This window comes from Nostoc sp. UIC 10890, assembly GCF_054786515.1.
Map to the genome: position 1 here is coordinate 41,984 of NZ_JBSGKF010000004.1, position 25,425 is coordinate 67,408.

The following is a 25,425-nucleotide window of genomic DNA, read 5'->3' on the forward strand; positions in this document are numbered from 1 at the left end:
ATATTATTGATTGTTTGATGTCTTAGCTTCAGCAGAACACAGACTAGCAAACAACGCAGCATCGGCGGTGACTTGATCAGATTTTGCCGTCAAGACGACTGTACCATCAGGTTTGCTTATCAAAGCTTGCGCTTCTATGATTGGTGTAGTTTCTTGAACTATTGATTTTAGTTCTTCTGAGCTACTGTTGGACTGATCTGAGATAGAATTGTCTTGCCAAATAGGACTATTAGATGGCAAATCGTTAGGGCTGGGTAATAAACTGTCAATACCAGTAACAACAAACTTACTTATCCCTATACCTGATCGACTTTGACAAGGTGATGCAATTTTAGGGGTTTCGCTAATTGCTTCTGGCGCTGCTTTAATGCTGCTAGGATAAAAGTAAAAGCTGTTGATCTCAACTTGTCCGTTAATGCCAAATTGTGAGCTGGCTTCAAATCGGCTATTCAGAGAAGAAAAGAACCAGTCGGTATTAATGAGGATATTTCCGCCTTTTCCTGTAAAAGCATTAGCTGTTATGCTGCTGTTGCCTAAGGAAAATAGGATTTTTGTATCAATAGCTATGTTGCCACCATCGCCGTTAGTGTTTTGCTGCCCAGCAGTTGTGGAGATACTACTATTGCGTAATAACAAGTTTTCTGACTCAATATCAATATCACCCCCCTGACCAACAGCAGTGGTTGCGTTAACACTCCCCTTGTTTTTGATATTGATGTCTTTAGCAATGATTTCAAGTTTTCCTGCATTGCCAGAGCCATAGTTCCCAACGCTGACTTGAGCGCCGTCTTTAATATTTAAGCTTCCAGTCTTAAGGGTTAGCTTTCCTGCATCTCCAGTGGGATTTGGTGGTACTCTGCTAAATCTTACCCTTAAACTTTCGTCTAAAATAGCTGCCGATGAATCTATAAAACTAGGATTATTGGAATTTGAATCAACCCCCGAAACTTCTATAAAATCAGAAGCATTAATGGTGAGACTACCACCGTTTCCAGAAGAGACTGTACTCGTAGATACACCTGCGCCTTCTCGAATAGATAGCCTTGAGGTATTAATTTCTAAAATGCCAGCGTCACCGCTGCCAAAAGTACCAGCCTTAATTGTGCTAGGCCCAACGGAAGGCGATACACCTATTATTTCTATCTGATTACTTGCATTTACAAAAACATTACCACCTTTTCCCATATTAAAAGTTGTAGAACCTAAACCACCTCCATTTTTAAGAGTGATGTTTTCCGTCGATAGTTTCACATCTCCTGCGCTTCCATAAGAACTAGAGTTTGTGGTAATATTTGCCCTATTTTCTAATATTAAAGTTTTTATTTTTCCAGCAATATTGCCGCCAACTCCATGATTAATGTAACTAAAAGTATTTATACCACCATATCCAAAAGGATTAACAGTAGATGGATCAGAACCAATAATTTTTAAATTATCAACATTATTTACCACTATGTTTCCGCCTGAAGCGTCACTAAAAGTAGTAGTAGCTATTTGTGCTCCTTCCATGCTAATTTTATTTGCATTAATTTGAATATTTTCTCCTGCTGTCTTCCCAAAATTACTAGTAAAAATAGCACTCAGACTAAACTGTGTTGAATCTTTAAGTTCTAAAAGCTCAGAGGCATTAACAGTAATCCCCCCGTTTTGCTTGTATTCTTGATTTTGGCTAAAAATCAAGGAGCCATTTAATATTCTTATATCGCGCCCCTGGATATTGATAGTGTTTCCTTCGCCTTTAAGGCTATTAACATAAACCAAGGCATTCTCTGATAATTTTATATATCCAAAAATTGAAGTTTTGTCATAGCTAAATGACCATCCATTATTTTCTTGCTTAATATTGGTATCTCCTTTGACGACGCTTCCTAATTCGATTCTTCCATTCTTCGTACTGAGAATTCCTCCTTCCAATAATATATCTCCTCCTATAAAAGCTAAAGTTTTGTCGGGTTTCACTTGTAAGCTATTAGAAAACTTGTTGGCATCAAGAGGTACCCTAAAATCAGAATCTTGAATAATGCGGCCTGTACCCTGCACCTGAATCACTCCAAGATTGCTCCCAAATTGCAAACCACTAGGTACACTAATAGTCAGTATTGGCTGATTAGAGGGATTTACAGCGCTGAACTGGGAGCCATCAGCAAATTTAATGCTATTCGCTGTGCTGGCTAAAAAAGAACCACCAATATCTAACCGTGCATTTTGACCGAAAACTATTCCATTTGGATTGATCAGAAATATGTTAGCTATGCCATTGGCACGAATCAATCCATCGATATTAGAAGCTGATGTACCAGTTACCCGACTAATAATGTTTTGAATATTTGCTGAATTGTTAAAGAAAACAATGCTGCCAGTCGAGACAGAAAAATTTTGAAAGCTGTGAAATAAGTTGTTATCTGCTTTAGTACCTCCTTCAATAATTATAGTGTTTTCTCGCACTTTTATGATACTGTCGTTGGGCAAAGTCCCATCTTTAATTATTTGAGCTTTAGATGGAAATATAGTTAACCAAGAAATAAATGTTGATGCTAGAGCGAATCTTATGAAAGTATAATATTTATTTTTCATTATGTTACATAATTATGTTTTTAAAGACTGATTAAAAATGATTTATCAGTTAGTAATGCCTATTTTTGATATTGCAGACTTATAGCTATAGTTGAACTATAACTATAACGGGAGGAAAAATTAATAAACAATCAATTCACTATTAAATTAAATTAATTTATGTTGGAGGTCTCGTGCTGGATCACCCAATGGGCGTACATTTGCGGCAAATTCTAGTAAAATACCATTTGGATCGAAAAAATAAAATGAGGAAATGAAAGTATTTTCGTCTAGTTCAGGTACATAACCAGTTCCGACATCTGCATGATGCAAAATTGGTGTTACTTCAACTCCCTTCGCAACTAGTTTGGTTCTATAGTCTTCCACCTTTTCCAAAGGAATATTAAATGCCACATGGTTCATAGAGCCATGTGCAGTGGCAATATTCCCTGTTTTGAGTCCATCCGGTCGTACAGAAGATATGCCTGGTATCCCTTCTGGTGTTCGCGGAGACCAGAAGAAAGCCAAAGCATCGCCATTTCCAATATCAAAAAAAAAGTGCTTTCCGCCCCCTGGCATCTCGATAACCTTGATCAAAGAAAGTCCAAGGGTGTTGCCGTAGAAGTCCAGAGTTTGTGCTATGTCTTTGCAAACCAGTGCGAGGTGATTTATACCCAGAAGTTCAAAATCTTTCATGTCATACACCGACTATAAATTGTATGTAAAATTCTTGGAAATTTTAAGTGAATTACCCCTTAAAAGAATGGTTATCTATCTTTATAAAGAATTTTTATTCATCCTGTTGTACAAGTTTATCAATAAGTTCATCAGAGGTTGGAAATAGGCTTTGCTGTAGTCCCAATTTATCTATACGTAATAAAAACTCAGTTTTTAAAGCAAATCTTGCTGTATTATCCTCTACCATGTCTATATTCTACTTCTACGCTTGAAAGTTGCTGTCAATAGTAATTATTAGTCACCAGTGATATTTTTTAACTACAACCAGCCAACCCAACTAAGTTTGCATAGCGCTTGTTAAGTATTCAAACGTTAGTATAGGTATTGAAGTTAACAGTCTCCGATATCTGTAGATTACGATCACGGATACTGCCTTTGCTTGTAAGCTAATACACTACAAATTTGTAAGGAATATTGGTGCTTTAATTTGGCAATGCTTTGAATGCCAGCAACGTATTTTTTGTAACTCATAGGAATTAGGGAAACTCAGCTAAATCGGGAACACAGGAAACACACGAGACAATCGATCTTAATTGAAAGCAGTTGCTTGTACTATTATTGACAGCGTTGCTAATTACCGACAAAAGTAGTTTTTGCGATAAAACTTTCTTTTGTCAGAATTGCTAATTTCGGACTCCCTTAGCAAGTTAAAATCATGATTTTAATCTTGAATTTAAGCGAATAACATTTATCTGCTTGATATTAAATGGTTAAAAGCCAAGAAAACTTTGAGATTGCGATCGCGCTCCAAGAGTTCAATAAATACCATGCAGATATAGCTCCCAAAGGCAGAAGACCGCGCTTCCTTTTTGTCTCAATGAGATTTTGGCTACTATAAGTCCCTTGGCTACACAAAAATTCTCCTTTACTACTAAAGAAGGATAAAAGTCAGGGTAATTTTGTGCTTTGGACTCATTTTAGCCTGATAATAGAGGGTTAATAGTTTCACTTTTGAGGAGCATTAAGAAATTTGTCTGTGTTTGCGGTGGACAGGCGAAACGCTCTGCCTCCGGTTCTTGTTTCAGCAGCCCTAAATTTATGTATGGAGTTTCTCGCACTAGCGAAGCATCCTCTCTCCGCCTGTGCTTCTTGTTGACCAAAACTTTACTATTAATATTAGACGGTTAATGTTGCATTTACTTCTGACTTCTCTTGCCATCATCGTTTATCTAGGATTGCTAAGGTGTTTATTTAGCCAATGGTTATTTTTCTTGATGAGTGATAGAAAAATGAGTTGAGAACAGCGCTTTTTGTCTAGACTAATTTTAGTCTTAATCACTATTTTCTGGCCCTTAGTAATACCATGTGCTTATGTGGAATTACTAAAGTTTCATCGCAAATATAACAAAGAAATCGATTTATCGAGAAATCAAACAGATATCTAGTCGCAAATCCAGTTTAGCGTGTAAATTGATACTCAAATATTATTCATCATCTTCATCCTCATAATCGTAATCATCATCACCATGTTCTTCGTACCACTTTTTCTCTTCAGCTAAGGCGATTTCTCTCTCAATCATTTTTCTTTCTAGGGCTTCCCTTTCAAGCTTTTCCGCCTCAAGCTTTTCTCTTGAAAATATTTCGTTTTCTATTCTTTCTCTCTCTCTGGTTTCTCTTGCTACCCTGTCTCTTTCAAGCTGAATTAATCGCTGCTCTACTCGCTCACAGTAAAAATCCAAAGCCTTACCAGTGGCTGCTCCGGTAATCGCACCACCAGCTAAAAATATTATTACAGTTTTCCAGCCGCCAAAAGGATTACCACTCCACTCCAAATTACCCTCATTGAACCATACCAGTATCAAGTAGACGAGAATTCCAATAACTGTATTGATCAGGGCAAAGACTTTTGGTGTCATCTCGGATTGACGAAGTATCAACCACTGCGCCAGGGTAAGAATCACACCAAAGATTACCGCAGCAATTCCTGAGAGAATTACATTACCTGGGAAAGTAAACGGATCTACCGCAAATTTAATGATTAGCGTGATAATAATCGGGGCAGAGAGCAAAAAGCTCAGGAGTAGGCTAGCACTAATCGCAAGAAACCAGTAACGACCGAGATAACCCAGGCGAAATTCTAACAACGACTCTTGTACTCCAAACAAAGTCATCCAAAACGCAATACCTGCCGTTAAATAATCAAGCATTAGCCGTTGTTTTACCCATGTGTTGAAGAGGGTATTTTCTAGGATACGCCCAAACAGTATTTTGTTGTTGTAATACCTCTGGCGTAGTGTTTTTTTGATAAAATGATGGTGCAGCTAGGAAACAAGAATTTAATGCAACAAAGTTCACTTAACGAGTTGAGTTTCAAATATTTCTCGCCACAATTCAAATTCAGGACAATTGCACCAAAGGGTAACGAACCCATCAAAAAGTTTGGTTTCTAAATTTTTAACTCCCCTTGGGAGAACTTGGATCAAGATAGGAATATCCAAATCACATTTCCAATTTTCTATTTCTTTTTGAAGTTTGGCAATAGATACAAATTTTGACAATGATGACGAAGAAGATAAGGAATCTCCTGACGACGAGTAAGCTCAATAGCGCTCAGAATAACCCTCTGGGGGTTATTAACTACTAATACTATTGTAACGATAAATCAAGGTTTTCAAGTATTTTGCAGTTGCAAGAATTGGGGATTTTGCCAAACCTTATCTGTCATCCTTGCAGGCAAAGCTGCTGGCGGCTGTTGAGAGAGAGTACAACCTTGTGTGAAAGTTTAGTAGAGAATTAACACCCATTCCTAGCGTTTTTAGCAAGCATAATTTTCCCTGTGATGTAGGCTTGAGTGATTGCTATTCGCCGTAACTTGCCACTGCTAGTTTTTTCTAGTTGTCCTGGGCGAATGAAGAGTATATTGTCCACAGGGATTTTAATACCCAGCTGGTTGAGAACAATCTCGCTGACTTGGCGCTGATGGTCAATTAATTGCTGAAGAACACTGGCCTGTTTGGTTTCTATCAAGACGATAATGCGGGCATCAGCCTGAATTGTCGCAACTTTGCTCGGTTGTACAAACGGTAGCGACTCTATGGCATGTTCAAAATCACTCGCAAAATAACTTTGACCATTAATTTTGAAGCGATCGTTCAGCCGACCTGTGACGAACAACTCACCCTCGGTAATTACACCCAAATCACCAGTAGGGAAAAAACCATCACAATTGTAAAAAGGGCGTTCGCTTTCAAAATAATTATCGACCAAAGTCCCGCCTCTGAGTTCAACTTCACCAATTTCACCCTCATGGCATAAAAGACCATCTTCAGTTCTTAAACGGATATCAAATGTACTCAACGCTTGACCTACGGAAATAGCTTTGCAGCCATTTGCCAAAGTCATAATCCGGGGAACATCTTCTAACTTACAGCAAGAAATCATCAGGACTGCCTCCGCCATGCCGTAGCAAGGCTTAATTGCTGTAGGTTTCAATCCATAGGGTGCAAGCACTTCCAAGAACTGATGTAGTTTATCTATATTAATTGGCTCACTGCCATTGAAAACCATTCGTAGCTGGGTCAAGTTTAAGTTGGCAATTTCTTCTGGATCGGTAATTGCCAAGCGACGGAGACAGTAGCTAATGGCAAAATCTGGAATAACTGCGATCGCAATCTTTTTTTCTGACAGTTCGCTCAACCACTCCACAGGATTCATCAAAAAATGTATTGGGGTACTTAGGTGCAAGTTATGCCTCACGTATAGCGTTGTGAGCAAACCACCGACTAATCCCATATCGTGATAAAGTGGCAGCCAACTTGCAGTTGCATCACTGGGTTTATTTTGAGCATGGTTAGCGATCGCCTGCATTTGTGTCACAATTTTCCCATGAGTGACTGGAATTCCTTTGGGGAAAGAAGTCGAGCCAGAAGAAAACTGCACAAAAGCAATATCAGTATCTGTAATTGTTGCAAAATTTGCTGATTCTTGGGGCTGAATATCTGTGTCTGGTAACTGTAGACGCTGGAGGCTCAATTCTAAACTTCTAATACTAGGTGCTTCCAACACAAATTCAGCTTGATATTGGGTTGTAACCTTCGTCAAAAATTCCAGGTAGCTCTCTTTAACAACACCCATGCTGTAGGGTTTGACTGACAGTGGAATTGCTCCCAGTCCAACTAAAGCAAAGAATGCAATAATCACACCTTCGGTTGTTTCAAAAGGAAACAGAATCCTTGAGCCAGCTGCCACACCCGTAGCCCGAAAGTACTCCATATAGGCTGCAATCTTCTGGTACATCTCACAATAGGCGAGAAACTTAGACTCAGCAGCGCGATCCTGTCTTAAGAACAAGCCCAAGTGTGAGTCAGTATTCTTGAGAGCCTGAATCATTGCGATCGCGGTCATCGACAGCTTAGTTTTGGGTTGTAAGTCTTGCATTGTTTTGACCTCAACCATCTTGTTGCTTATTTTCATCAAGAAAATCCTGGAGAGTTCTAAGTGATCGTTCAATTGAATCAATGAATGCTACTTTCACAAGAGCATCGGCAGCAACCTTTGCAGTTCCGTTTTTGAAAATCTCAATAAATTGGTGAAAAATTACTTGATAATAGTAATTTTCCTCCGTGTCTTTGAGTTTCGTAATAATCTTGACCTCTCCAGGTAATATTTCATGGCTATAGTTGACTTCAATACGAGCAACTACAGGAATAATCCTCTGTCCGTGAAATAAGTTGTGATGCTCAAGCCATGACCATCGCCCTGCTTCTAGGTATTCGAGAACAGTGGCATTATTGACGTGACCCAAACTGTCAAGGTCATTTGGGCGTACCTGAAGTTTTAGGTTAACAGCTTCAAAGTTCATAAGTGGGTTGGCGTGAATATTTATTATCAAGGCAACTGCTGTTTATTTGCACCTTTCTACTGCCAAGTCGCTGCAATCATGCCTGGGGAGAGATAGCCACAACAGTAGACACATAATCCCCACTGTGAGATATGGAAAGGTGAACAGTCCAACCTTGAAGCTGAAAATGCTCTGCCAGTGAGCCGTAAAATTCAAAGTAAGGCGCGTAACGGGAATTATGTCGCACTTCTACATCTGTCCAGTAGAAATTAGGGGCCATTGCCAAAGCCTTAAACAAGGCTTCTTTAGCTGAAAAAGTACCTGCCATACTTTGGAGAGGGTTTTTACTTTGGCTGAAGTAAAGGCACTCAGTGTTTGTAAAGAAAATGCCTGGAACTTTCAAAGCTTCAACTGTTGTTAGTTCTGCAATCAGTTGAATATCGTGCCCCAGTCCAATTAACATCCCACCAGATCCAGCCACTTCTGTTCAACTTCAGCCGCAGAGTTTACGTGAATTCCTGTAATTTGTCTGAGAGCAGAAAATATCAGACTTTGTTTGCGCTCAATATTGTCTGGCAGAACCATCTCATACTTGATGGAATCCCACCAGTTGACGTGAGAATCCCGCTGCTCAAGATGTTGACGGTTACTACCATAAAGTTCGCCCCCTTCTCGCACAAACAAGTGTGCAACAGCAAATGCGCCTTTGGGTGAGTACTCTTTACTATCAACTAAAGCTTTGGCAAAACTTATGAAGTATGTCATATGCTGCGATTCATCAGCAGCAATTTGCTTAAATAGCTTTTTCAATCCAGGGTCTTGAGCAACATTAGCACACCAAGAGTAGTTAACCGTGGCTGTAATCTCTGAAATCGCTAATAATACTAGTGTTCTGAGCATGTCATCGTCGGGAAAAATCTTCCGAAACTCAATGAGAGTATCGTCACTGACAGGTTCTAGACTGAGTAGAGTCGATAAGCGATTAAGTGTGGTTTCGTGAAAGCTTTCTTCCTCATTCCAGTAACGACTCCAAGTACTACAAGCTTGCATAATGCTTGCTAAAACTGGATTGCGATCTTGCCAACGACGACACTCAGCATCAGCCAATCTAGCCAAGCGATCGGCTCCTGGCTTGGTAGTCAATTCTGCACGTCCAGCATTCCAGAGATTAGCTTTGTCAAATTTATTCACAGCCTCCAGGTTAATTGCACCAATCATTTCCACTGCACTCCATCGGCGCTTTTCATGGAAATAGTGTTGTTCCCATATTAAATCAACTAAAGAGCTTCGTTGCTCGGCAACAATTGTATATAAGTTACTGACAAGATCAGATCGAGAAATTGTATTTACCATAGTGAAGATATTTGAATTTAATTTTTAAGTTTTAGAGGTTGTTTGAAAAGCCTTGGTGACTGGAAGTCGCGGCTACATAAACAAAACCTATCTACCTTTCTCTTCGAGACGCTGACGCGTAGCTTGTTCTCCGTTCGCGTTAGCGTCTTCGTTAGGAGAAAGAGTATGGTAATGCCCGCCGTAGGATGCCCGAAGGGCTGTAGGGCAAACGTGAGTTAAAAAGCTGGTTGTAAAACTAAAAATGAAAATTTTTACCACTACACTTTATTCTCTAGACTCTATTATCCAAAAAGTCTTTAGATTTAAAATTTATCATTTTTAGCTCAAAGTATTAACTGTATCAGCTTCATTTAAAAATGCTTCTAATACATCTGAAATAGGTGTATCAAGAGAGAAAGCTGGCAAACGTATTTGGACTCCATACTGCTTTTTCAGCATATTCGCAGTTTTGGCGAAAACCTCCATCAGATCGATGCTGTTATGTAGGCGATCGGAACGAGCGATAATCGCCGATAGCGTCAAGTCATTTTCAAAAATTTCTGCAATAGATAAACCAACATTTTGGGCAAAAATCTCACAGATATAGTCTTTCAAGATTTGAAACTCCTTTGTTGCGATATTACAGTAAGTTAAATGCTGTTAGTTACAAGTTTTACTTAACATTAATAGAAAATTTGACGTTTATATGCTGTCGATTACATACAGTAAGCTCAAATTAGCACATTTAATAAAGTTTTAGCTGCGTATTTATACTAAAGATGAGTTCCTCTGTGTCCAATACGGTTCGCATAAGCAGGGGGAGGAAAGTTATTAAAATTTATCTTCCCCTGCTTCTCTTCTCCCCCTGCTCAAGAACTGTTCGCCTCAACAGATACTTTGTTAACCTAACCGTATTGCCACCTCCGACTTCCGACTTATGAATGCTTTACAATGTAGTAGTTTGGCTTGAGTTGTTGGTAGTTTAGAACATAGCTGACACCGTTGATCTAATGGCTTTGGCATATTCTACTAGACTTGTTTCTCTCCGATTGCACGATAGTAGGCAGCGATCGCCGCTTCTTGTTCGCTGCGAAGTGTATACGCCGGAAATTTACCCTGAATGTAAAAAAGATTATCAGCAAGCGCTCGTTTGAGGGTTTCTACACTTAACCCTGTGCGATCGTCTTCAAATTGCCAATTTTGCAGTGTTTGAGGTTGCTGAAATGTCGTCATAAGCTAATCAGCATTTAAGCTGCAACATAGCTGAAATTACCTTTATGTTTTATATTCCGATGCCACCTAATCACTAACTCGCCTTGATTCAACAGCTTATCTAGCAGTGATTTTAATTCATCTACTGATTTAAATAACCGATGAGCAATATATTCTTTACATGAATGCCAGACTAACTCGATAATGTTGTAATCAGGGCTGTAAGCGGGCAAGAACTCTAGAACAAAATTTGGGAATTCTTCAGATATTTTAGCTAGAACATCTTTGCGTTTATGAAAACTAGCATTATCTAAAATTAAAATAATCTTTGGCCCATATTTCGCAAAATCCTCACCAAGGTTTCCTTTGCTTACCCATTCTTGCTTAATTAATTCATTTAATTGTTGTAATTGCTCATAAAAAATATCTGCGTTCCCTTTTTTAACAAAAAAGCATACTCGTTTTCGGTCTAGTTCTCTGATTGCCCCCATTACATTTACTCGACCACAACGCCGTTGACCTGGAACATTCTTGCGTTTTCCTTTTTTACCCCAACCCTTGCGACGAATCACGCGTAAACTAAAACCGCTCTCGTCCCAAAACCATACCTGTAAACGCTCTGGTTGCTCTCGCGCTATTGATAAATATTGAGTAAGTTTCTCTTTAAACTTCGCTCTTTCAATAGGATTTTGTTTATCTTCTAGGTCATATTTAGCCCAGATATAACTATACTTTTTTCTCTTTAATATCCTCCTAACCTGAGAGCTACTTAAATCAATTCCTGTTTCTTTTGTTAAATATGTGGCTAATCTTTCTGCCGTCCATCTGCCGAAGTCGTAGCCTAAATCTGATGGTTCTTGGTCAACAGTTTTTAATAACAGTTCAATATATTCAGGAGTCGCTTTTCGATAATGTTCATACTCTCTTTTATTATGTAGAGTTTCTAGCTCATCTGGATCACCATGCATACACCAATATGCCACTGTTCTGTGCGAACAGCCTAAAAATTTAGCAATTTCATGTTGCGGTTTCCCATCATTCTGTAGCAGAATAATTAAAATTCTTTCCCTGACGTGTGGTTTGTCGCTCTCTTTTAGAGCTTGCTGTAAGGAGCTAACTTGTTCTGGCGTTAAAAAGTTCTTGGCTGGGGGCGGCATCGTCGCTTTTAAACGGCTTCATCTTCTTATTATGCAACTTAAGTGACGATTAGCTTAATTATTTCCTGTGGTAAATGGGAAATGGAGAGTAGGAAAGAAGAAAATACTTCTAACTCCTAACTCCTAACTCCTAATTCAGGACTCAGGACTCAGCACTAAGTAATCACAGTTGGTTGTTCCCGTCCTGTTAGTTCGCGGATCTGGGCTATTTCCTCAACAATAGTGATTAAAGAAGCAAGTGCTTCCTGTGGGTCGAGGTCATGTTTGGCGGGATCTGGCTCATAGCTTTCTAGATAAACTCTCAAAGTTGCACCTTGAGTACCCGTACCAGAAAGTCGTATCACAATGCGGGAGCCATCGGTAAAGCCAATACGAACACCCTGTTTCTGGCTAACGCTACCATCAACAGGGTCGGTATAACTAAAGTCATCACTATATTCAACTTGATAGTTACCAAATTGTTTGCCTTTAAGATTTGGCAACAAGGAACGCAGTCTTTCTATTAAAGTATTGGCTGGCCCTATTTCTATCTCTTCATAATCATGGCGAGAGTAATAATTGCGCCCATAAATCTGCCAGTGTTCGCGTACAATCTGCTCAACAGATTTTTGTCGCACTGCTAGGATATTCAGCCAAAACAGCACAGCCCATAACCCATCTTTTTCTCGGATATGGTTGGAGCCGGTACCAAAGCTTTCTTCACCGCAGAGGGTAGCTTTACCTGCGTCTAAGAGATTGCCGAAAAACTTCCAACCAGTAGGCGTTTCATAGGATTCAATGCCAATCTGAGCGGCAACTCGATCTACTGCTTGGCTAGTAGGCATTGATCGCGCTACCCCGGCTAAACCTGCACTATAACCAGGGACTAGCTTGGCGTTTGCTGCTAATACTGCAAGGCTATCGCTAGGGGTGACAAAAAACTTACGCCCTAAGATCATATTGCGATCGCCATCTCCATCAAAAGCTGCACCAAAGTCAGGCGCATTCTCTCCATACAAAATATCCACCAACTCATGAGCATAAACTAAATTTGGGTCAGGATGTCCGCCCCCAAAGTCTTCGAGGGGTGTACCATTCTGCACAGTTCCCACTGGTGCGCCCAAACGTTCCTCAAAAATGGCATGGGTGTATGGGCCAGCTACTGCGTGTAAAGCATCAATACTGATCCGAAAGTTTCCAGAAGTCAACAATTGGTGAATCCGTTCAAAATCAAACAGGGACTCCATTAACTCTTCATAATCCTGTACAGAGTCAATCACCTCAACTACCGTCTCTCCCAAATGTGACTCACCTAAAGTTTCTAAATCTACATCTGGTGCTTCGAGAATTTGGTAGCCATCAATGACTTTACTGCGATCATAGATCGCCTCTGTCACTTTTTCCGGCGCTGGGCCACCATTACTAATGTTATATTTCACGCCAAAGTCACCATCTGGCCCGCCCGGATTATGACTAGCAGACAAGATAATGCCACCAATGGCCTCATACTTGCGAATAATAGCGGAAGTCGCAGGAGTAGATAAAATCCCCCCTTGACCAACTTTAATTCGCCTAATGCCATTAGCCGCAGCCATTTTCAAAATAATTTGAATAGCTTGGCGATTGTAATAACGACCATCACCGCCCAGGACTAGGGTTTGCCCCTGTAACTCCCCTACAGAATCGAAGATAGATTGGACAAAATTTTCTAAGTAGTGTCGCTGCTGAAAAACAGTAACTGCTTTCCGCAAGCCAGAAGTACCAGGCTTTTGGTCAGGAAAGGGAGTGGTAGAGACTTTACGGATGTTCATAGATAATCTTTAACGAGGCATTTTCTCTTACAGCTTTGCATAAGTTCGTTACAAAAAAAATTGCCACGCATTAAACCTTTAGATGGTGAAATTAAATACGCATTATCCAGAACCTAAGTAGAGACGTAGAGAGTTAGCACTGCTATGTCTACCGGGAGCATCCACTTTTGGCAGAAACACTCAAATAGCAAGTAAACCGTTAAGATAAGCTTAAGCGTTCAGAGAGAATTTGGTTGACACTCTCAACATTCCACTGTGCACCAGAAATTTTAATCCTGGCTCCAATCTGTTTAATTGCTGACTCGACTGCGCCAGAACCGATAGAACAGAGTTCTTCAGCCTGGTAATAACTGTAATTGACAATACGAGAACGATGTTTGTTGAGATAAGTGATGAAATTTTTCACCTGTTTACCTCGGCAATGAATAAACAAAGCCTGAGTATGATCTATTTGACCTTGCCACAAAAAACTTTCAGCAGCTTTAAGCCGTTTTAAAGAACCACCAATTTTATAGAGATTTTCTTTGAGGTGATACCAATCTAGAATTTCCCAACGCTCAAAGTTCTCATTTTTACCAATTTCTATGACAAGATTCCACACACCATCATGACCATCTCCTAAACAGACTAACGGGTTAACCAGACGCTGACTATTGACATAATCAACTAATGATTGGTTGTCATCAAAAAATGCACCATAGTAAATCCCTTGCAGACGAACGGTTTTATAGTTTCGCCAGTGACAGCCTGCTTTCGGCTTACCTCTAAGCCGGACTTTTCCTCCATCTACACTGACTTCTGACACGGCTTGTAATGCTACGGGCAGTTGAAAATCTTGTTCGAGAACTAGTTTTTGTTGCGTCGTGTGACCAACTTTCACTCCTGTTAATGCCTCAATCTCAACTTCTGCTTTTTGATATGAAACATTAGCTGATAGCCTCAAACAACACTTTTGAAGTAATGGACTTAACCTACTTCTTGCCTTCTCGTTTTAGCACTCAGGGGTTGCCGCCCAAGTTCACGAACTCTATGCACATAGTCTTGTAGGTGCCACTGACGGGCTGACTTTTGTTGCTTTTATTTCCCAACACTTAGTCCCGCAGCTTTGGGAAGGTGCTTGTGTAGTGATGGATAATTGTTCCATTTATAAGGGAAAAGAAATTGAGAATTTAATTGAAATGGCAGGAGCTAAACTAATTTATTTACCACCATATTCTCCTGATTTTTCACCAATTGAAAATTGCTGGTCAAAGATTAAAAGTATACTACGTTCTATAGGTGCTAGAAACTATCCAAATTTAGCACAAGCTATTGAATCAGCTTTTAATAAAGTCTCTTTGAATGATATTCGCAACTGGTTTACTCATTGTTGTTACTGTACCTCACTAGACTAAAAAACGCTATAACATTTGTCTTTTAACAAGAGCATGGCCAGATTGAACATCAAACCAGTGAATATCCTCAGGGGGCAATGCTAATATAATATCCTCGCCACTCCAATTTTGGTCTGTTGGCAACAAAGCACGTACCGTAATCGCTCCGGTTTGTGAACCCTCAATCCTGACACTGACTAGATAGTGCATACCCAAGTTTTCCACTAAAAACACTCGCCCTTGGATAGTTTGGGTATCACCTGGTTGAGCAATGCGGACATCTTCTGGACGGATTCCCAGAACAATCTGCGGTGGTACTGTTGGTATATCTGGGAGAAGCACTTGGAAGTGACCCACGATCGCATATTGTCCCTTACAAGGTAAAGTCAGCAAATTCATTTGCGGACTACCAACAAATCCAGCCACAAATAGATTAGCTGGATGGTTATAGATGCGGTCAGGTGGATCAAGTTGCTGGACATAGCCATCGTTGAGCAATGCAACTTTTGTGGAGAGCGTCATCGCTTATGTTTGGTCGTGGGTAACGTAGACAACTGGCACTTTTTGGGCTGCAAAAATTTGTTTGATATCGGCTCGGACTCGTTCCCGCAGTAGTGCATCCAGGTTACTTAAGGGTTCATCCAGCAGGTATACATCAGCATTACGCACCAAAGCACGACCAACAGCCACCCGTTGGCGTTGACCTCCAGACATTTGTCCAGGCTTACGGTTCATTAACTCTGCTAATCCTAAAACTTCTGCCACTTCTGCCACTCGCTGTTTAATGTCTGTAAGTGGTACTTTTTTAAGCTTGAGTCCAGAAGCAAGGTTTTCGTACACCGTCATGTGAGGATAGAGTGCATAGCTTTGAAATACCATTGCAATGTTGCGATCGGCTGCTCGTTTATAGGTGACATCCACCTCCCCAATCTTAATCTGACCGCGAGTCGGTTCTTCAAGACCCGCAATCATGCGTAGGACGGTAGATTTGCCACAGCCAGAAGGGCCAAGTAAAGTGAGAAACTCATGGTTATCTACAGTTAAACTAACGTCCTTGACAGGGATGACTTTAGGATTATAGGTTTTATTCAAGTTTGTGAGTTCGAGTTTAGCCATTTTGATTTCTATCCTTTTACAGCACCAGCGGTAAGACCTTGGACAATCCGGCGCTGGAAAAACAAAACTAGTAAAATCAGGGGTAATGTGCCCACAACAGTTGCAGCAGTGATCGCACCATAGGGAATTTCAAATACTGTCGCACCACCCAACTGAGCCGCAGCAACGGGAATTGTCTTCAATTCTTCACGAGTCATAAAGGTGAGAGCGAAAATAAACTCGTTCCAAGCAAAAATAAAGGTGAGGATTCCAGTAGTCACTAAGGCCGGAAGGGTCATGGGCAGCACGATTTGCCATAGTAGTTGAAAGGTGTTGTAACCATCGACCCTAGCGGAATCTTCTAAATCTTTTGGCAATTGTTGAAAAAAGCTTCTAAGCACCAAAATTGTTAGCGGCAAATTGATGGCAGTATAGGGTATAATTAGCGCCAGATAATTGTTGCCGAGTTTAAGGGCCTGGATAATTTCTAACAGTCCTAAGAACAAGAGAATTCCAGGAAATAAGGTAACAATTAGAATGCTGGCGAGGATAACCCTTTCACCCCAAGGGCGTAACCGTGCGAGGGCATAAGCCGCAGGTGCGCCGATCGCTAAAGATACAGCTGTAGAAGTAATCGATACAAAGGCGCTGTTGAAGATGTAGCGCCAAAATGGGCGACGAGTAAATAACTCAATGTAGTGATTGAAAGTGAATCGTGTAGGGAAATAGACAGTAGGAACGGCGGCAATATCCTCATTCACTTTAAACGAGGTCAGCAATTGCCATAAGGCTGGCGCTAGGCTAAATAGCACTATTAATACAACTATGATGGGCAGCAAGATTTTTTTAAAAGAAAACTTGGTTTCTCCTTTTCGTTTTGGAGTCGCTGGAACTGCTTGTGGAGTTACACTCATGGGTTAAATGGCTCCTGATGTTTTGGCACGGTATTTAGCAAGAAACTAGCGATCGCCACAGCCACAATCAATATTAAAAATGTCACCACTACCAGGGCTGCTCCATAACCAAAATCCAAGTAGCGCATCACCGTAGAATAAATATACAATGACACCACTTCCGTAGCGCCACCAGGGCCACCCCCAGTCATCACAGCAATCAAGTCGAAAATCCCGAAAGCTTGAGCAAACCGAAATAGCACTGCAATTAAGATTTGTGGCAGCAGCAGTGGCAGGGTAATATTGCGGAAGCTTTGCCAAGCAGTTGCCCCATCGACTGAGTAAGCCTCATAGAGGTCTTGTGATATCGACTGCAACCCAGCTAGCAACAGGATGCTGATAAACGGCGTAGTTTTCCAAACATCTGCAAAAACCACTGCGATCATCGCCAGCGTTGGATCTCCTAACCAGTTAATCCCAGTCTCAATCAGCCCCAATCGCCGCAGAATATCGTTCACAACCCCAAACTGATCGTTAAAAATCCAAGCCCACGCCAGACCAATCAGAGAAGTAGGCAAAGCCCAAGGGATAATGGCGATTGTACGCACTATGCCCCGCCCAAAAAAGGCTTGGTTGAGAACTAGCGCAACTCCCAGTCCTAGCAATAGTTCTGAGATTACTGATGCTGTTGTAAACACCGTTGTCGCCCACAAACTCTGCCAAAAACGACCATCCCCCGCCATCCGCACATAATTTTCCAAACCAGAGAATACAGGTTGTAACTCTGTTCCCAGATTTCTCGTAAATACGCTTAACCAAAATGCTCGTAAAATCGGGTAGGCAAATACAAACAACAACAGCAGCAATGCTGGTGTTAGTAAAATCCATGCTGTCTGTTGTTCTCGACTTCTAAGTGTATGTAAATTTGTCATTTGTTATAAGGCATTGGGCATTGGGCATTGGCAAAGAGGAGGCAGAAAGCACAAGTTGTTTAATTTTTAATTTCTCTCCCCCTGCTCCCAGCAGTCGGCGCGTTTCCGCAGCAGCAGCTTGCATTGCTCGTTCAGAATTCATCCGACCGGATAGCGCGGCGCTGAGATAACGCTGTAAAATATCTGATGTCTGAGCATATTGGGCGATCGGTGGACGTAAAACTGCATTGCCCACGACCTCCAATAACTGCGGATAGTGGGGGTATTTAGCAACAATCTCTGGGTCTGTAAACAAATCCCGGCGACTTGGCACATAGCCTGCTGTCAAAATGAATCGGCGCTGTGCTTCTCGACTGGTAAAATACTGAATTGCTTTCCAAGCTTCTTCAGGATGTTGAGAAGATTTAGCAATCCCTAAACCCCAGCCCCCTAAACAAGCTGCTCCCGTCTTACCAGGAGCGTGAACCATTGGTTTAATCGCTATTTTGCCCTGGATTGGCGAATTTTCTGCCTGGGCTAAAGGCCACGCATAAGGCCAACTGCGTAAAAATGCTACTTGACCACTTTGAAACAAGCGCCGGGTGTCTTCTTCTTGGTAAGTCGTGACTCCAGGAGGAGAAACGCCAACTCTTACGGTACTACGCAGAAACTCAATAGCTCGTAATGTTTCTGGGCGATCTAACCCAACTTCGAGAGTGTCGGGATTAACCCAGAAGCCACCAAAGCCATCGAGAACTTCTGCAAACATCGCCACAAGCCCTTCATATTGACGACCCTGCCAAACATAGCCCCAATTCACCTGCTTTTTCTTTTGCAAGACTTGGGAAATTCGGATCAAATCATCAAAGGTTTCTGGCGGTTTCAATCCTGCTTGTTTGATTAAATCTTCTCGGTAGTAGAGCATTCCCACGTCGGAACGCACTGGAATGCGGTACAGCTTATCTTGGTAACGTCCCCCTTCTACATCTTGGGATGAAAATGCTCCTAAGTCCTCTTTAGAAATGCGATCGCCTAAAGGTAGCAACCATCCAGCAGCAGCAAACTTGGATGTCCAGATCACATCCATATTAATTAGGTCGTAAGGGGATTCACCCAAGATAAAAGATGAGGTATATAGGTCTTCGAGCAAATTTGTGGCATTCGGCCCTTCAACCAGGTTAATGCGAATACCTGGGTTCTCAGCCTCGAAGTCTCTAATTAAACCCTGCCTCCAAGGTTCGGCATCAGGGGCAGTCATTAACAGATTCAGGGTAACTGGTTGCTGCGAGAGTGCTACCCAACTGAACAATATAATGCTCAACAGAGTTGCCAGGAAAACCCCTATATGGAAATAACTTTGTTTTTGGATGAATTTTTGTAACTTGTTTTTTGGCTTTCTGTACAACATTATTCATGTAGCGATCGCTAGTGGTAATTATTAGGAAATAAAAACATAAAAATCTCAAAAATCCCGCTTTATATTATTTTTTATCAAAATGCTTGAGTAATGAACAAGCAAGTCAATAAACTTAACATCGACCTGGCTTCAAATAAATAAGCAATTTGATGTAAATAAGTGTAAATTTTTGCTAGTAAACACTAAATGTACAGTCATGTTTGGGGTCAAAATTGCCTAAATTCTGGGGTATAAAATTTTAATATATTAAGTCTGATGTTTCTCATTTGGCACTTTGAATATATTTTGCTGCTGATTGGGTAAGAATAAAGCAACGTGTTGTTAGCTCAAACTTATTTGCAGTCTATTGTTTGGGTTTTCCTGCTGCCATCAGCTTTTGGATCTTCAAAGAAGTTACTTTTGCCATAAATCACCCCCAATACTTAACAGTAATTATGGTAGCTAGACTATTATTAAATGCAGTTGCTAATTACATACTAATGTTCAGTGAATTTAGCATCTACGCTTTCTCATCAGCCAGTCTTCAAACTCTGACGCACTTTTTCAACAACCTGAGTAAGCGCACTAGCTTCAAAGGGAGAAATGAGATTTGCCGAGCGCACTAATTCTCGAAAGGATGCAGAACCACCGCGATCGCATAATGCAATATACTCTGCCAACGCTTGCGAATAATTTTCTTCTGCTTTGACCCAAAACTGCAAGGCGCAACACCCCGCCAAGGTGTAATCAATATAATAAAAGGGCGAACAGTAAATGTGTTGTTTTTCTTGCCAGAGTCCGCCTTTGTTGAGATAATTTAAATCTCCATATTTACGCCAAGGCAGATAACGAGCTTCCATTTGTTGCCACATAAGATGTCGTTCTTGCGGGGTTGCCTCTGGGTTCGCATATACCAAATGCTGAAAATGATCCACTGCCACACCATAAGGCTGAAATAGAATCGACCAGGCTAGATGCTGCCTCCGAAATCGATCAGCTTGATCCCCGAAAAACTTTTCCATCTGCGAATAGGTGAGAAACTCTAAGCTCATGGAGTGAATTTCACACGATTCTAGGGTGGGCCACAGGTAATCAAAAACTGGCAAATGGCGACTTCGCCACATTTGGAAGGCATGACCGATTTCGTGAACAAACACCTGAACGTCGTTTTTTGTGCCATTGAAATTTGCGAACACGTATGGAACATCATAGGTTGGGAAGCTTGTGCAAAATCCGCCTCCTGCTTTTCCGGGACGGTTTTGCAAATCTAGTAAATGCTGCTCAACCATCATCTGAAAAAAGCTAGCCAGCGATGGATTCAAGGCATCAAACATTTCTTGTGCCCGTTCTAGCATCCAGTCATGATTGCCAATGAGAGCCGGACTACCTTCGACATCAAAGACGGACTCATCCCAGAAATATAGGGTGTCTAGATTGAGCCGTTTTGCCTGTTGCCCAATTAGCTCCATCGCTAAGGGAACGACCTCTTGAACTACTTGATCTCGATAGCGTTCAACATCGCTTTGATTGTAATCTACCCGTCGCATCCGGCGATATCCTAGCGCAATGTAGTTTTCATCGCCCAATTTTTTTGCCATGCGATCGCGCAGTTTTACCAATTGATCAAACAATTGATCAAAGCAATCTTGATTCTGCTCAAAAAACTGCCAGCGACACTGTTCTGCTTGGTGGCGAATGTCTCGCTCTTTACTTTGCAGATATGGTTGCAAACCTGATAAATTTACTTGCTTACCCCCGAACTCTAACTTTGCCGAGGCGATCAGTTTGGTGTACTCATTGATGAGTTTAGATTCTTCAACTAAATCTGCTGCGATCGCTTCTTCAAAAGTCGTGATGTCTGCTTCCCACAGCAAAAAGGCTTGCCGTCCCAAGCTTTGTTCTAATTCGGCGCGATCGGGGCTATGAATCAGCTGCCGTTTGAAGTCTACTTCAAGGGCAGTCAGAGATGGTGAAATTTCGCTGCAATAGTCCAAGGCAGTTTTGTACTCTGGATTTTGCGTGTCTTGGTGAAAGTGAAGTTGCGTGAGTTCCTTCCAGGTACTGAGTCTGCATCTTAAGGCATCCCACTGTTGAAAGGCAGCCTTTCGTTGCTGTGAGGTTTTAGCCTGGTTAAACTGCGCCTGGATACCTTGGTATTCGGCAGTTACGCCCAAGAGCGTCGGAGTTTCTGCTGTGATCTCGGCAAAATCTACTGGAGCTTGCATCAATCTTTCCTTTCCCTCATGAAAAAGTTTTTATTTAGGGAAATTGGCAACTTTCGTTTTTCCCCAAAATTCTAAGTCTACCAATCCTATTAGGGACTTGCAGAAAATAAATTAGGACTTACGCAAGAACTCTCTGAAACCCTCTTCCCTTCGTGTCCTTTGCGTCCTTTGCGGTTCGTTTTTCCATAATTTTGCGTAAGTCCTGTAAATTATCCCAAATTATTTATTTGTAGGGGGGCAAGTCCTTGCGACCCTTTTAACTGGAAGTCCCTTATTATTAAATTTTAATCTTCTCGAAGATACTGCACATCTTTCACAGTTCTATTTAATTGTGTTGATTTCTAGCCAGTTGTAGAGCTGGAACTGAACTCAGTTGAATGCTGTACAATGCCATTGAAACTGGACGAAGTTAGAGAGCTTTTCACCCAGACATTATGGTTGTGATAAAAATCACCACGTTGTTCTAGTGTAAACCCACCTAGCAATAATCCCAACCAGACTTCTACCATCGGCATTTGCAACACACGTTGCAGTTTAACTAAAGAAATCTCATCTTTGACATTTATCAGGTAGTTAGCGATCGCGCTCTGCCATTTTTCCACATTTTCGTCTGATGCCAAATTGCGAACATCTTCTAAAGTTGTTACCTCATCAAGCATTGCCAAAACATTCGCTTTTTCAACAGGTGCTGCTACAGAATCACCCAACTCAGTAGGAGATGAAAATTGGTGTGGGCCATGTGGTTTAAAGGTTTGTGGTATTTCCGGTTCAATCAAATCATCTAAATCTAGGTGCATTGTTGTCCGCACTAGACCAGCAAAGAGATCGGTGCTAACAATTGGCCCCAAAAGACTATTGCGATCGCGGGTATCTTGCAACAGCACTTCGGCACGAGACTTGAGAATATCCGCAATTTGACTGAAGGCAATACCTGCGGTTGATAATTGGGTTTCAATAGGTAAATCATGCAGTTCTGTATCCAAGCACTGCCATACTGCATCAAGGGAAGAAGTTGGTGGAGATTCGGACAACTCATCAAGCACATCCCAGATTGTTAATTGGCGGTATGTGGTCATTTTTAAGATTCTGGATGTAACGGGCAAGGACGCACTGGGCAGTGACTTGAGGTAATCTCAAACATATCCTTATATTGATATAGTGAAACACCGTATTGTTTTGCAAAAGCCTGCAACACCTGATCTGTATAGGCGCGGATCTTGCCAGCCGTTAACCCAAAGCAATGAATTGGTTCTAAGCGACAAATAGGCTGTTGTCCCAGCCAGAGTTCTGCACCTAAAGCGTGCAATGGCTTATCCCCAGGTTCTTTATATAGATACAACACAGCAAAATATGTTGCTGGCGGTTCGACGGTGATGGCATCTAGTTGCGCGGAATTATCATCAGTTCGACGACGGTAGAAGGAGCGGCGATTATGGCAAACTTTAGGATTCCAGCATCCATCCCCATTTGTCCCATGCAGCACCTTGGCTTTAGCTGTTGGTAACTTGGCACATAACTGACATTTGGGATCGAGTGGCTTTGGCATATCTACTCCACTTCGTCCTCTCCAATGGCGCGATAGTAAGCAGCGATCGCCGCCTCTTGTTCACTGCGAAGCGTATACCGCCGAAACGCTTTCTCGCTTTGATGTCCCGTTAGCTTACGGGCATGGCTGGGGTCAACTCCCAATAGCAATAAGTCAGTGGCATAGGTGTGACGAAAGGAGTGAGGGTGCAAATCCTCAATATGAGCTATTTCACCGATTTTTTCTACAGCAAAGTAAATGCCGTGATAACTCAAGCGTTCACCTTTGTATGAAGCATGGTGTGAAATCATCAGTGGGCTAAGGCTGGTCAAAACCTCTCCTTGCTGTGAGCGCGTAAGCAAATACTCTGCTAAAACTTCCCGGCTCTCTTTTCGCAGTGGAACTAAGCGTGGTTCATTGGTTTTGGTGTCTGGTAAAAATAGCAGCTTGCCATCAAATGAGCCAACATTTAGCTGTACAACTTCCCCTGCTCGGAGTCCATGACTAAGGATGTGGACAAGTGCTGTATCTCGTTGCTTTGTTTCTCCCAACAATTCCAACGCTGACCATACCCGCTCCATTTCTTCAGGGGTCAAACTCTGGGCTGGTGGCAGTGGCACTTTTTCCAGTTTTATCCCCAGTGTCGGTAAGGTAGAAATAATTTCAGGATACGTGTAGCACATCCATTTGAAAAAGCTTTTGAGAGCCGCAATTCCTGCATTGATGCTGCTTTTTGAAAGCGGTTTACCTGCATCAGTCAGTATTTCATCACGGAGATATTCTTTATATAGCGCAAGGTGACGTGGACGCAGTTCATGATAGTGCAGCTCACTCCAAGCCAAAAACCGCTTCAGTTCGCGTTCGTAAAGCTTCCGGCTGTTTGGTGCGAGATTGTTGCTGCGTAAAAATTCCAGAACTTTTACCCACCGAATATCGGTTGGTGGTCTTCTAGTTTCTCCTGGCTGTGTGAAATGTAGAGCTTCACGATCAAGGGGAATGAGTTTGATCTCAGGTAAAGAATCTGCGCTGTAGTTCATCCAGTTATATGTAAATTATTTAGTAAGTATTAAATATAATTTTCTTTTTATCTACTCATCTGGTGGTGAGGTAGTCATGACTTCTACGACGGTACGATCGTGACCGGTTAGTGCCTGCTCCCATGTAGAATAACGCTGCATTCTCCCGTGATGAGTCCCGCCTAAAACCATCGTTTCAAAAAGCAACGGAGGATCTCCAAATGTGAGATCGAATCCCGAAAAACTAGTTGATACTTTGGCATCCCCAACTATAGTTTCGGCAACTAGATGTTGTCCTGAATCTTGTACTGAGTGTAAATAATCTTGCCACTCTGGCAATGAATTAACAGCAACGGGTGTATGTCCTACTAGTTTGTAATAAAGCATGATTGACAATTTGTGGCTATCACAACAAAATTTTACCCGATTTTATACAAAGTAAATTAATCCTTTTGCTACCTCATAGCTCTCTATTAACTAATATATGCTCAATCGGAATAGTGCCAAATAATTCTGCATTTCGCATCATGTTTATTCCACAGCAAATCCCGATAGTTGACGCATTTTTGGAGTATGGAAACCGATGACAATATCTTGTTTATCTATACCCATTTCCATTAATTCTAAAGCAATATCCGCTTCCGTTGTATTTTGTTGAATCCAAATTTTATTATTCTTGATATCTAAGTGCATTATTGGCCCGTAAATCCGATGCTGATTATTCCATCCAACGCTAATAATTTGATAATGGTCATGTTCTTCATCAAAAATTTGTTCTACTTCCACATCTCCGTAACTAGGCTTGTACTGGAGATGTTTAGTTAAGAGTTGCCTAACTTTTGTTCGATATTCATTTAATTTGTCCATTGTTCTATTGTCTCCGTTTCCACATTGTAAATAATTAACTTCAAATTGTTTTCATTGACTACAGTTTGGATAAAAGACAAGTTAAAGAAGTCGTTATAAGTTACCAATGGTACAGCTAAATATAAGTTTCTATTTGGCTCTTCAACACGCAACGCTGTTCGATAATTAATAAATTGTCCTAGCGCTGTATGAAATTCAGAAATTTTTGAGGCACTCACAAAATTTTTGATTTCAACTGCTATTTTTTCTCCTGCTTTTTCGGCAGCTAGAAGTCGCTCTGCACCTAAATCAATTTGAACATCAACCCCGCCACACCTAATATTGAGCGGATCATCTGTAATTACCCAACCCTCTTTTTCTAATGCAGACCTCACTATATTGTGGAATAAATCACGAGCCATAGTTTTACACCAAAGCCACACTAACCTTAATACTGCTGTCACTGTAAGCATAAAGTGAGCAACTTGCTCATCTTATGCTTACACTGGCAATTCGCCAGTAAAACATTTAAACATAGATTTCAACTTGGTACTGACTATCGACTCCAGCACATAAATCTTTT

Annotated in this window: 24 protein-coding genes and 2 pseudogenes; 1 reads left to right on the forward strand and 25 read right to left on the reverse strand. The window is 41.2% G+C overall.

Annotated elements, in window-relative coordinates; translation table 11 throughout:
- Nucleotides 1-3: 3 nt before the first annotated feature.
- The 14 genes and pseudogenes from ACWATR_RS32535 to ACWATR_RS32600 form a co-directional block, all read right to left on the reverse strand.
- Nucleotides 4-2,574, reverse strand: coding sequence for a two-partner secretion domain-containing protein (locus ACWATR_RS32535; protein WP_460342126.1), 2,571 nt, complete (start codon nucleotides 2,572-2,574; stop codon nucleotides 4-6).
- 147 nt (nucleotides 2,575-2,721) lie between these two features.
- Nucleotides 2,722-3,249 carry a VOC family protein gene (locus ACWATR_RS32540; protein ID WP_460342129.1) on the reverse strand — a complete coding sequence of 176 codons (528 nt, stop codon included), beginning with the start codon at nucleotides 3,247-3,249 and terminating at the stop codon, nucleotides 2,722-2,724.
- 94 nt (nucleotides 3,250-3,343) lie between these two features.
- Nucleotides 3,344-3,478 carry a hypothetical protein gene (locus ACWATR_RS32545; RefSeq protein ID WP_460342132.1) on the reverse strand — a complete coding sequence of 45 codons (135 nt, stop codon included), beginning with the start codon at nucleotides 3,476-3,478 and terminating at the stop codon, nucleotides 3,344-3,346.
- 730 nt (nucleotides 3,479-4,208) lie between these two features.
- Entirely contained in the window at nucleotides 4,209-4,349 is a 141-nt protein-coding gene (locus ACWATR_RS32550; RefSeq protein WP_460342134.1) for a hypothetical protein, read from the reverse strand.
- Nucleotides 4,350-4,715: 366 nt separating this feature from the next.
- Nucleotides 4,716-5,438 (reverse strand): hypothetical protein, encoded by a 723-nt coding sequence (locus tag ACWATR_RS32555; protein ID WP_460342137.1) that lies wholly within the window; start codon nucleotides 5,436-5,438, stop codon nucleotides 4,716-4,718.
- 586 nt (nucleotides 5,439-6,024) lie between these two features.
- Nucleotides 6,025-7,668 (reverse strand): AMP-binding protein, encoded by a 1,644-nt coding sequence (locus ACWATR_RS32560; protein ID WP_460342140.1) that lies wholly within the window; start codon nucleotides 7,666-7,668, stop codon nucleotides 6,025-6,027.
- A 10-nt stretch (nucleotides 7,669-7,678) separates the two neighbouring features.
- Entirely contained in the window at nucleotides 7,679-8,092 is a 414-nt protein-coding gene (locus tag ACWATR_RS32565; protein WP_179076987.1) for an acyl-CoA thioesterase, read from the reverse strand.
- Between the two features lie 76 nt (nucleotides 8,093-8,168).
- Nucleotides 8,169-8,552, reverse strand: a complete 384-nt coding sequence (locus ACWATR_RS32570; RefSeq protein WP_141699883.1) for a holo-ACP synthase — start codon at nucleotides 8,550-8,552, stop codon at nucleotides 8,169-8,171.
- Nucleotides 8,528-9,424, reverse strand: coding sequence for an acyl-ACP desaturase (locus ACWATR_RS32575; protein WP_460342144.1), 897 nt, complete (start codon nucleotides 9,422-9,424; stop codon nucleotides 8,528-8,530). Before ACWATR_RS32575 ends, ACWATR_RS32570 begins: the two co-directional genes overlap by 25 nt.
- Nucleotides 9,425-9,742: 318 nt before the next feature.
- Nucleotides 9,743-10,018: a hypothetical protein gene (locus tag ACWATR_RS32580; RefSeq protein WP_069074099.1), complete on the reverse strand. Its 276-nt coding sequence runs from the start codon at nucleotides 10,016-10,018 to the stop codon at nucleotides 9,743-9,745.
- 414 nt (nucleotides 10,019-10,432) lie between these two features.
- The gene (locus tag ACWATR_RS32585) at nucleotides 10,433-10,636 is read right to left on the reverse strand and encodes a hypothetical protein (RefSeq protein WP_460342149.1); all 204 of its coding nucleotides are present in this window, start codon (nucleotides 10,634-10,636) and stop codon (nucleotides 10,433-10,435) included.
- Between the two features lie 14 nt (nucleotides 10,637-10,650).
- Nucleotides 10,651-11,772, reverse strand: coding sequence for an IS630 family transposase (locus tag ACWATR_RS32590; RefSeq protein WP_460329681.1), 1,122 nt, complete (start codon nucleotides 11,770-11,772; stop codon nucleotides 10,651-10,653).
- A gap of 155 nt (nucleotides 11,773-11,927) precedes the next feature.
- Entirely contained in the window at nucleotides 11,928-13,562 is a 1,635-nt protein-coding gene (locus ACWATR_RS32595; RefSeq protein ID WP_460342152.1) for an alpha-D-glucose phosphate-specific phosphoglucomutase, read from the reverse strand.
- A gap of 180 nt (nucleotides 13,563-13,742) precedes the next feature.
- A pseudogene (locus ACWATR_RS32600) lies at nucleotides 13,743-14,547 on the reverse strand (ISKra4 family transposase); the annotation flags it as partial.
- Between the two features lie 76 nt (nucleotides 14,548-14,623).
- On the opposite strand from ACWATR_RS32600, the gene ACWATR_RS32605 reads away from it, so the two are divergent.
- The gene (locus ACWATR_RS32605; RefSeq protein ID WP_460342657.1) at nucleotides 14,624-14,956 is read left to right on the forward strand and encodes a transposase; all 333 of its coding nucleotides are present in this window, start codon (nucleotides 14,624-14,626) and stop codon (nucleotides 14,954-14,956) included.
- A gap of 6 nt (nucleotides 14,957-14,962) precedes the next feature.
- Here ACWATR_RS32605 and ACWATR_RS32610 read toward each other — a convergent pair.
- The 11 genes and pseudogenes from ACWATR_RS32610 to ACWATR_RS32660 form a co-directional block, all read right to left on the reverse strand.
- Nucleotides 14,963-16,051 (reverse strand): annotated as a pseudogene (locus tag ACWATR_RS32610) (ABC transporter ATP-binding protein).
- 8 nt (nucleotides 16,052-16,059) lie between these two features.
- A complete protein-coding gene (locus ACWATR_RS32615) occupies nucleotides 16,060-16,944 on the reverse strand; it encodes a carbohydrate ABC transporter permease (protein ID WP_460342155.1) in 885 nt (294 codons plus the stop codon).
- Nucleotides 16,941-17,855 (reverse strand): carbohydrate ABC transporter permease, encoded by a 915-nt coding sequence (locus ACWATR_RS32620; RefSeq protein WP_335033771.1) that lies wholly within the window; start codon nucleotides 17,853-17,855, stop codon nucleotides 16,941-16,943. Before ACWATR_RS32620 ends, ACWATR_RS32615 begins: the two co-directional genes overlap by 4 nt.
- The gene (locus ACWATR_RS32625; protein WP_460342159.1) at nucleotides 17,833-19,242 is read right to left on the reverse strand and encodes an ABC transporter substrate-binding protein; all 1,410 of its coding nucleotides are present in this window, start codon (nucleotides 19,240-19,242) and stop codon (nucleotides 17,833-17,835) included. The genes ACWATR_RS32620 and ACWATR_RS32625 overlap by 23 nt, the downstream gene beginning before the upstream one ends.
- A gap of 521 nt (nucleotides 19,243-19,763) precedes the next feature.
- The gene (locus tag ACWATR_RS32630; RefSeq protein WP_460342162.1) at nucleotides 19,764-21,455 is read right to left on the reverse strand and encodes a M3 family oligoendopeptidase; all 1,692 of its coding nucleotides are present in this window, start codon (nucleotides 21,453-21,455) and stop codon (nucleotides 19,764-19,766) included.
- Between the two features lie 341 nt (nucleotides 21,456-21,796).
- Nucleotides 21,797-22,531, reverse strand: coding sequence for a hypothetical protein (locus ACWATR_RS32635; RefSeq protein ID WP_460342165.1), 735 nt, complete (start codon nucleotides 22,529-22,531; stop codon nucleotides 21,797-21,799).
- Between the two features lie 2 nt (nucleotides 22,532-22,533).
- Nucleotides 22,534-23,001 (reverse strand): hypothetical protein, encoded by a 468-nt coding sequence (locus tag ACWATR_RS32640; RefSeq protein WP_460342168.1) that lies wholly within the window; start codon nucleotides 22,999-23,001, stop codon nucleotides 22,534-22,536.
- A 2-nt stretch (nucleotides 23,002-23,003) separates the two neighbouring features.
- On the reverse strand, nucleotides 23,004-24,017 hold the full coding sequence (locus tag ACWATR_RS32645) for a tyrosine-type recombinase/integrase (protein WP_460342171.1): 1,014 nt from the start codon (nucleotides 24,015-24,017) through the stop codon (nucleotides 23,004-23,006).
- 51 nt (nucleotides 24,018-24,068) lie between these two features.
- The gene (locus ACWATR_RS32650) at nucleotides 24,069-24,383 is read right to left on the reverse strand and encodes a hypothetical protein (protein ID WP_460342174.1); all 315 of its coding nucleotides are present in this window, start codon (nucleotides 24,381-24,383) and stop codon (nucleotides 24,069-24,071) included.
- Between the two features lie 144 nt (nucleotides 24,384-24,527).
- Nucleotides 24,528-24,863 (reverse strand): XisI protein, encoded by a 336-nt coding sequence (locus tag ACWATR_RS32655; RefSeq protein WP_012413009.1) that lies wholly within the window; start codon nucleotides 24,861-24,863, stop codon nucleotides 24,528-24,530.
- On the reverse strand, nucleotides 24,851-25,264 hold the full coding sequence (locus ACWATR_RS32660) for a XisH family protein (RefSeq protein WP_460342178.1): 414 nt from the start codon (nucleotides 25,262-25,264) through the stop codon (nucleotides 24,851-24,853). The genes ACWATR_RS32655 and ACWATR_RS32660 overlap by 13 nt, the downstream gene beginning before the upstream one ends.
- Nucleotides 25,265-25,425: the final 161 nt, after the last annotated feature.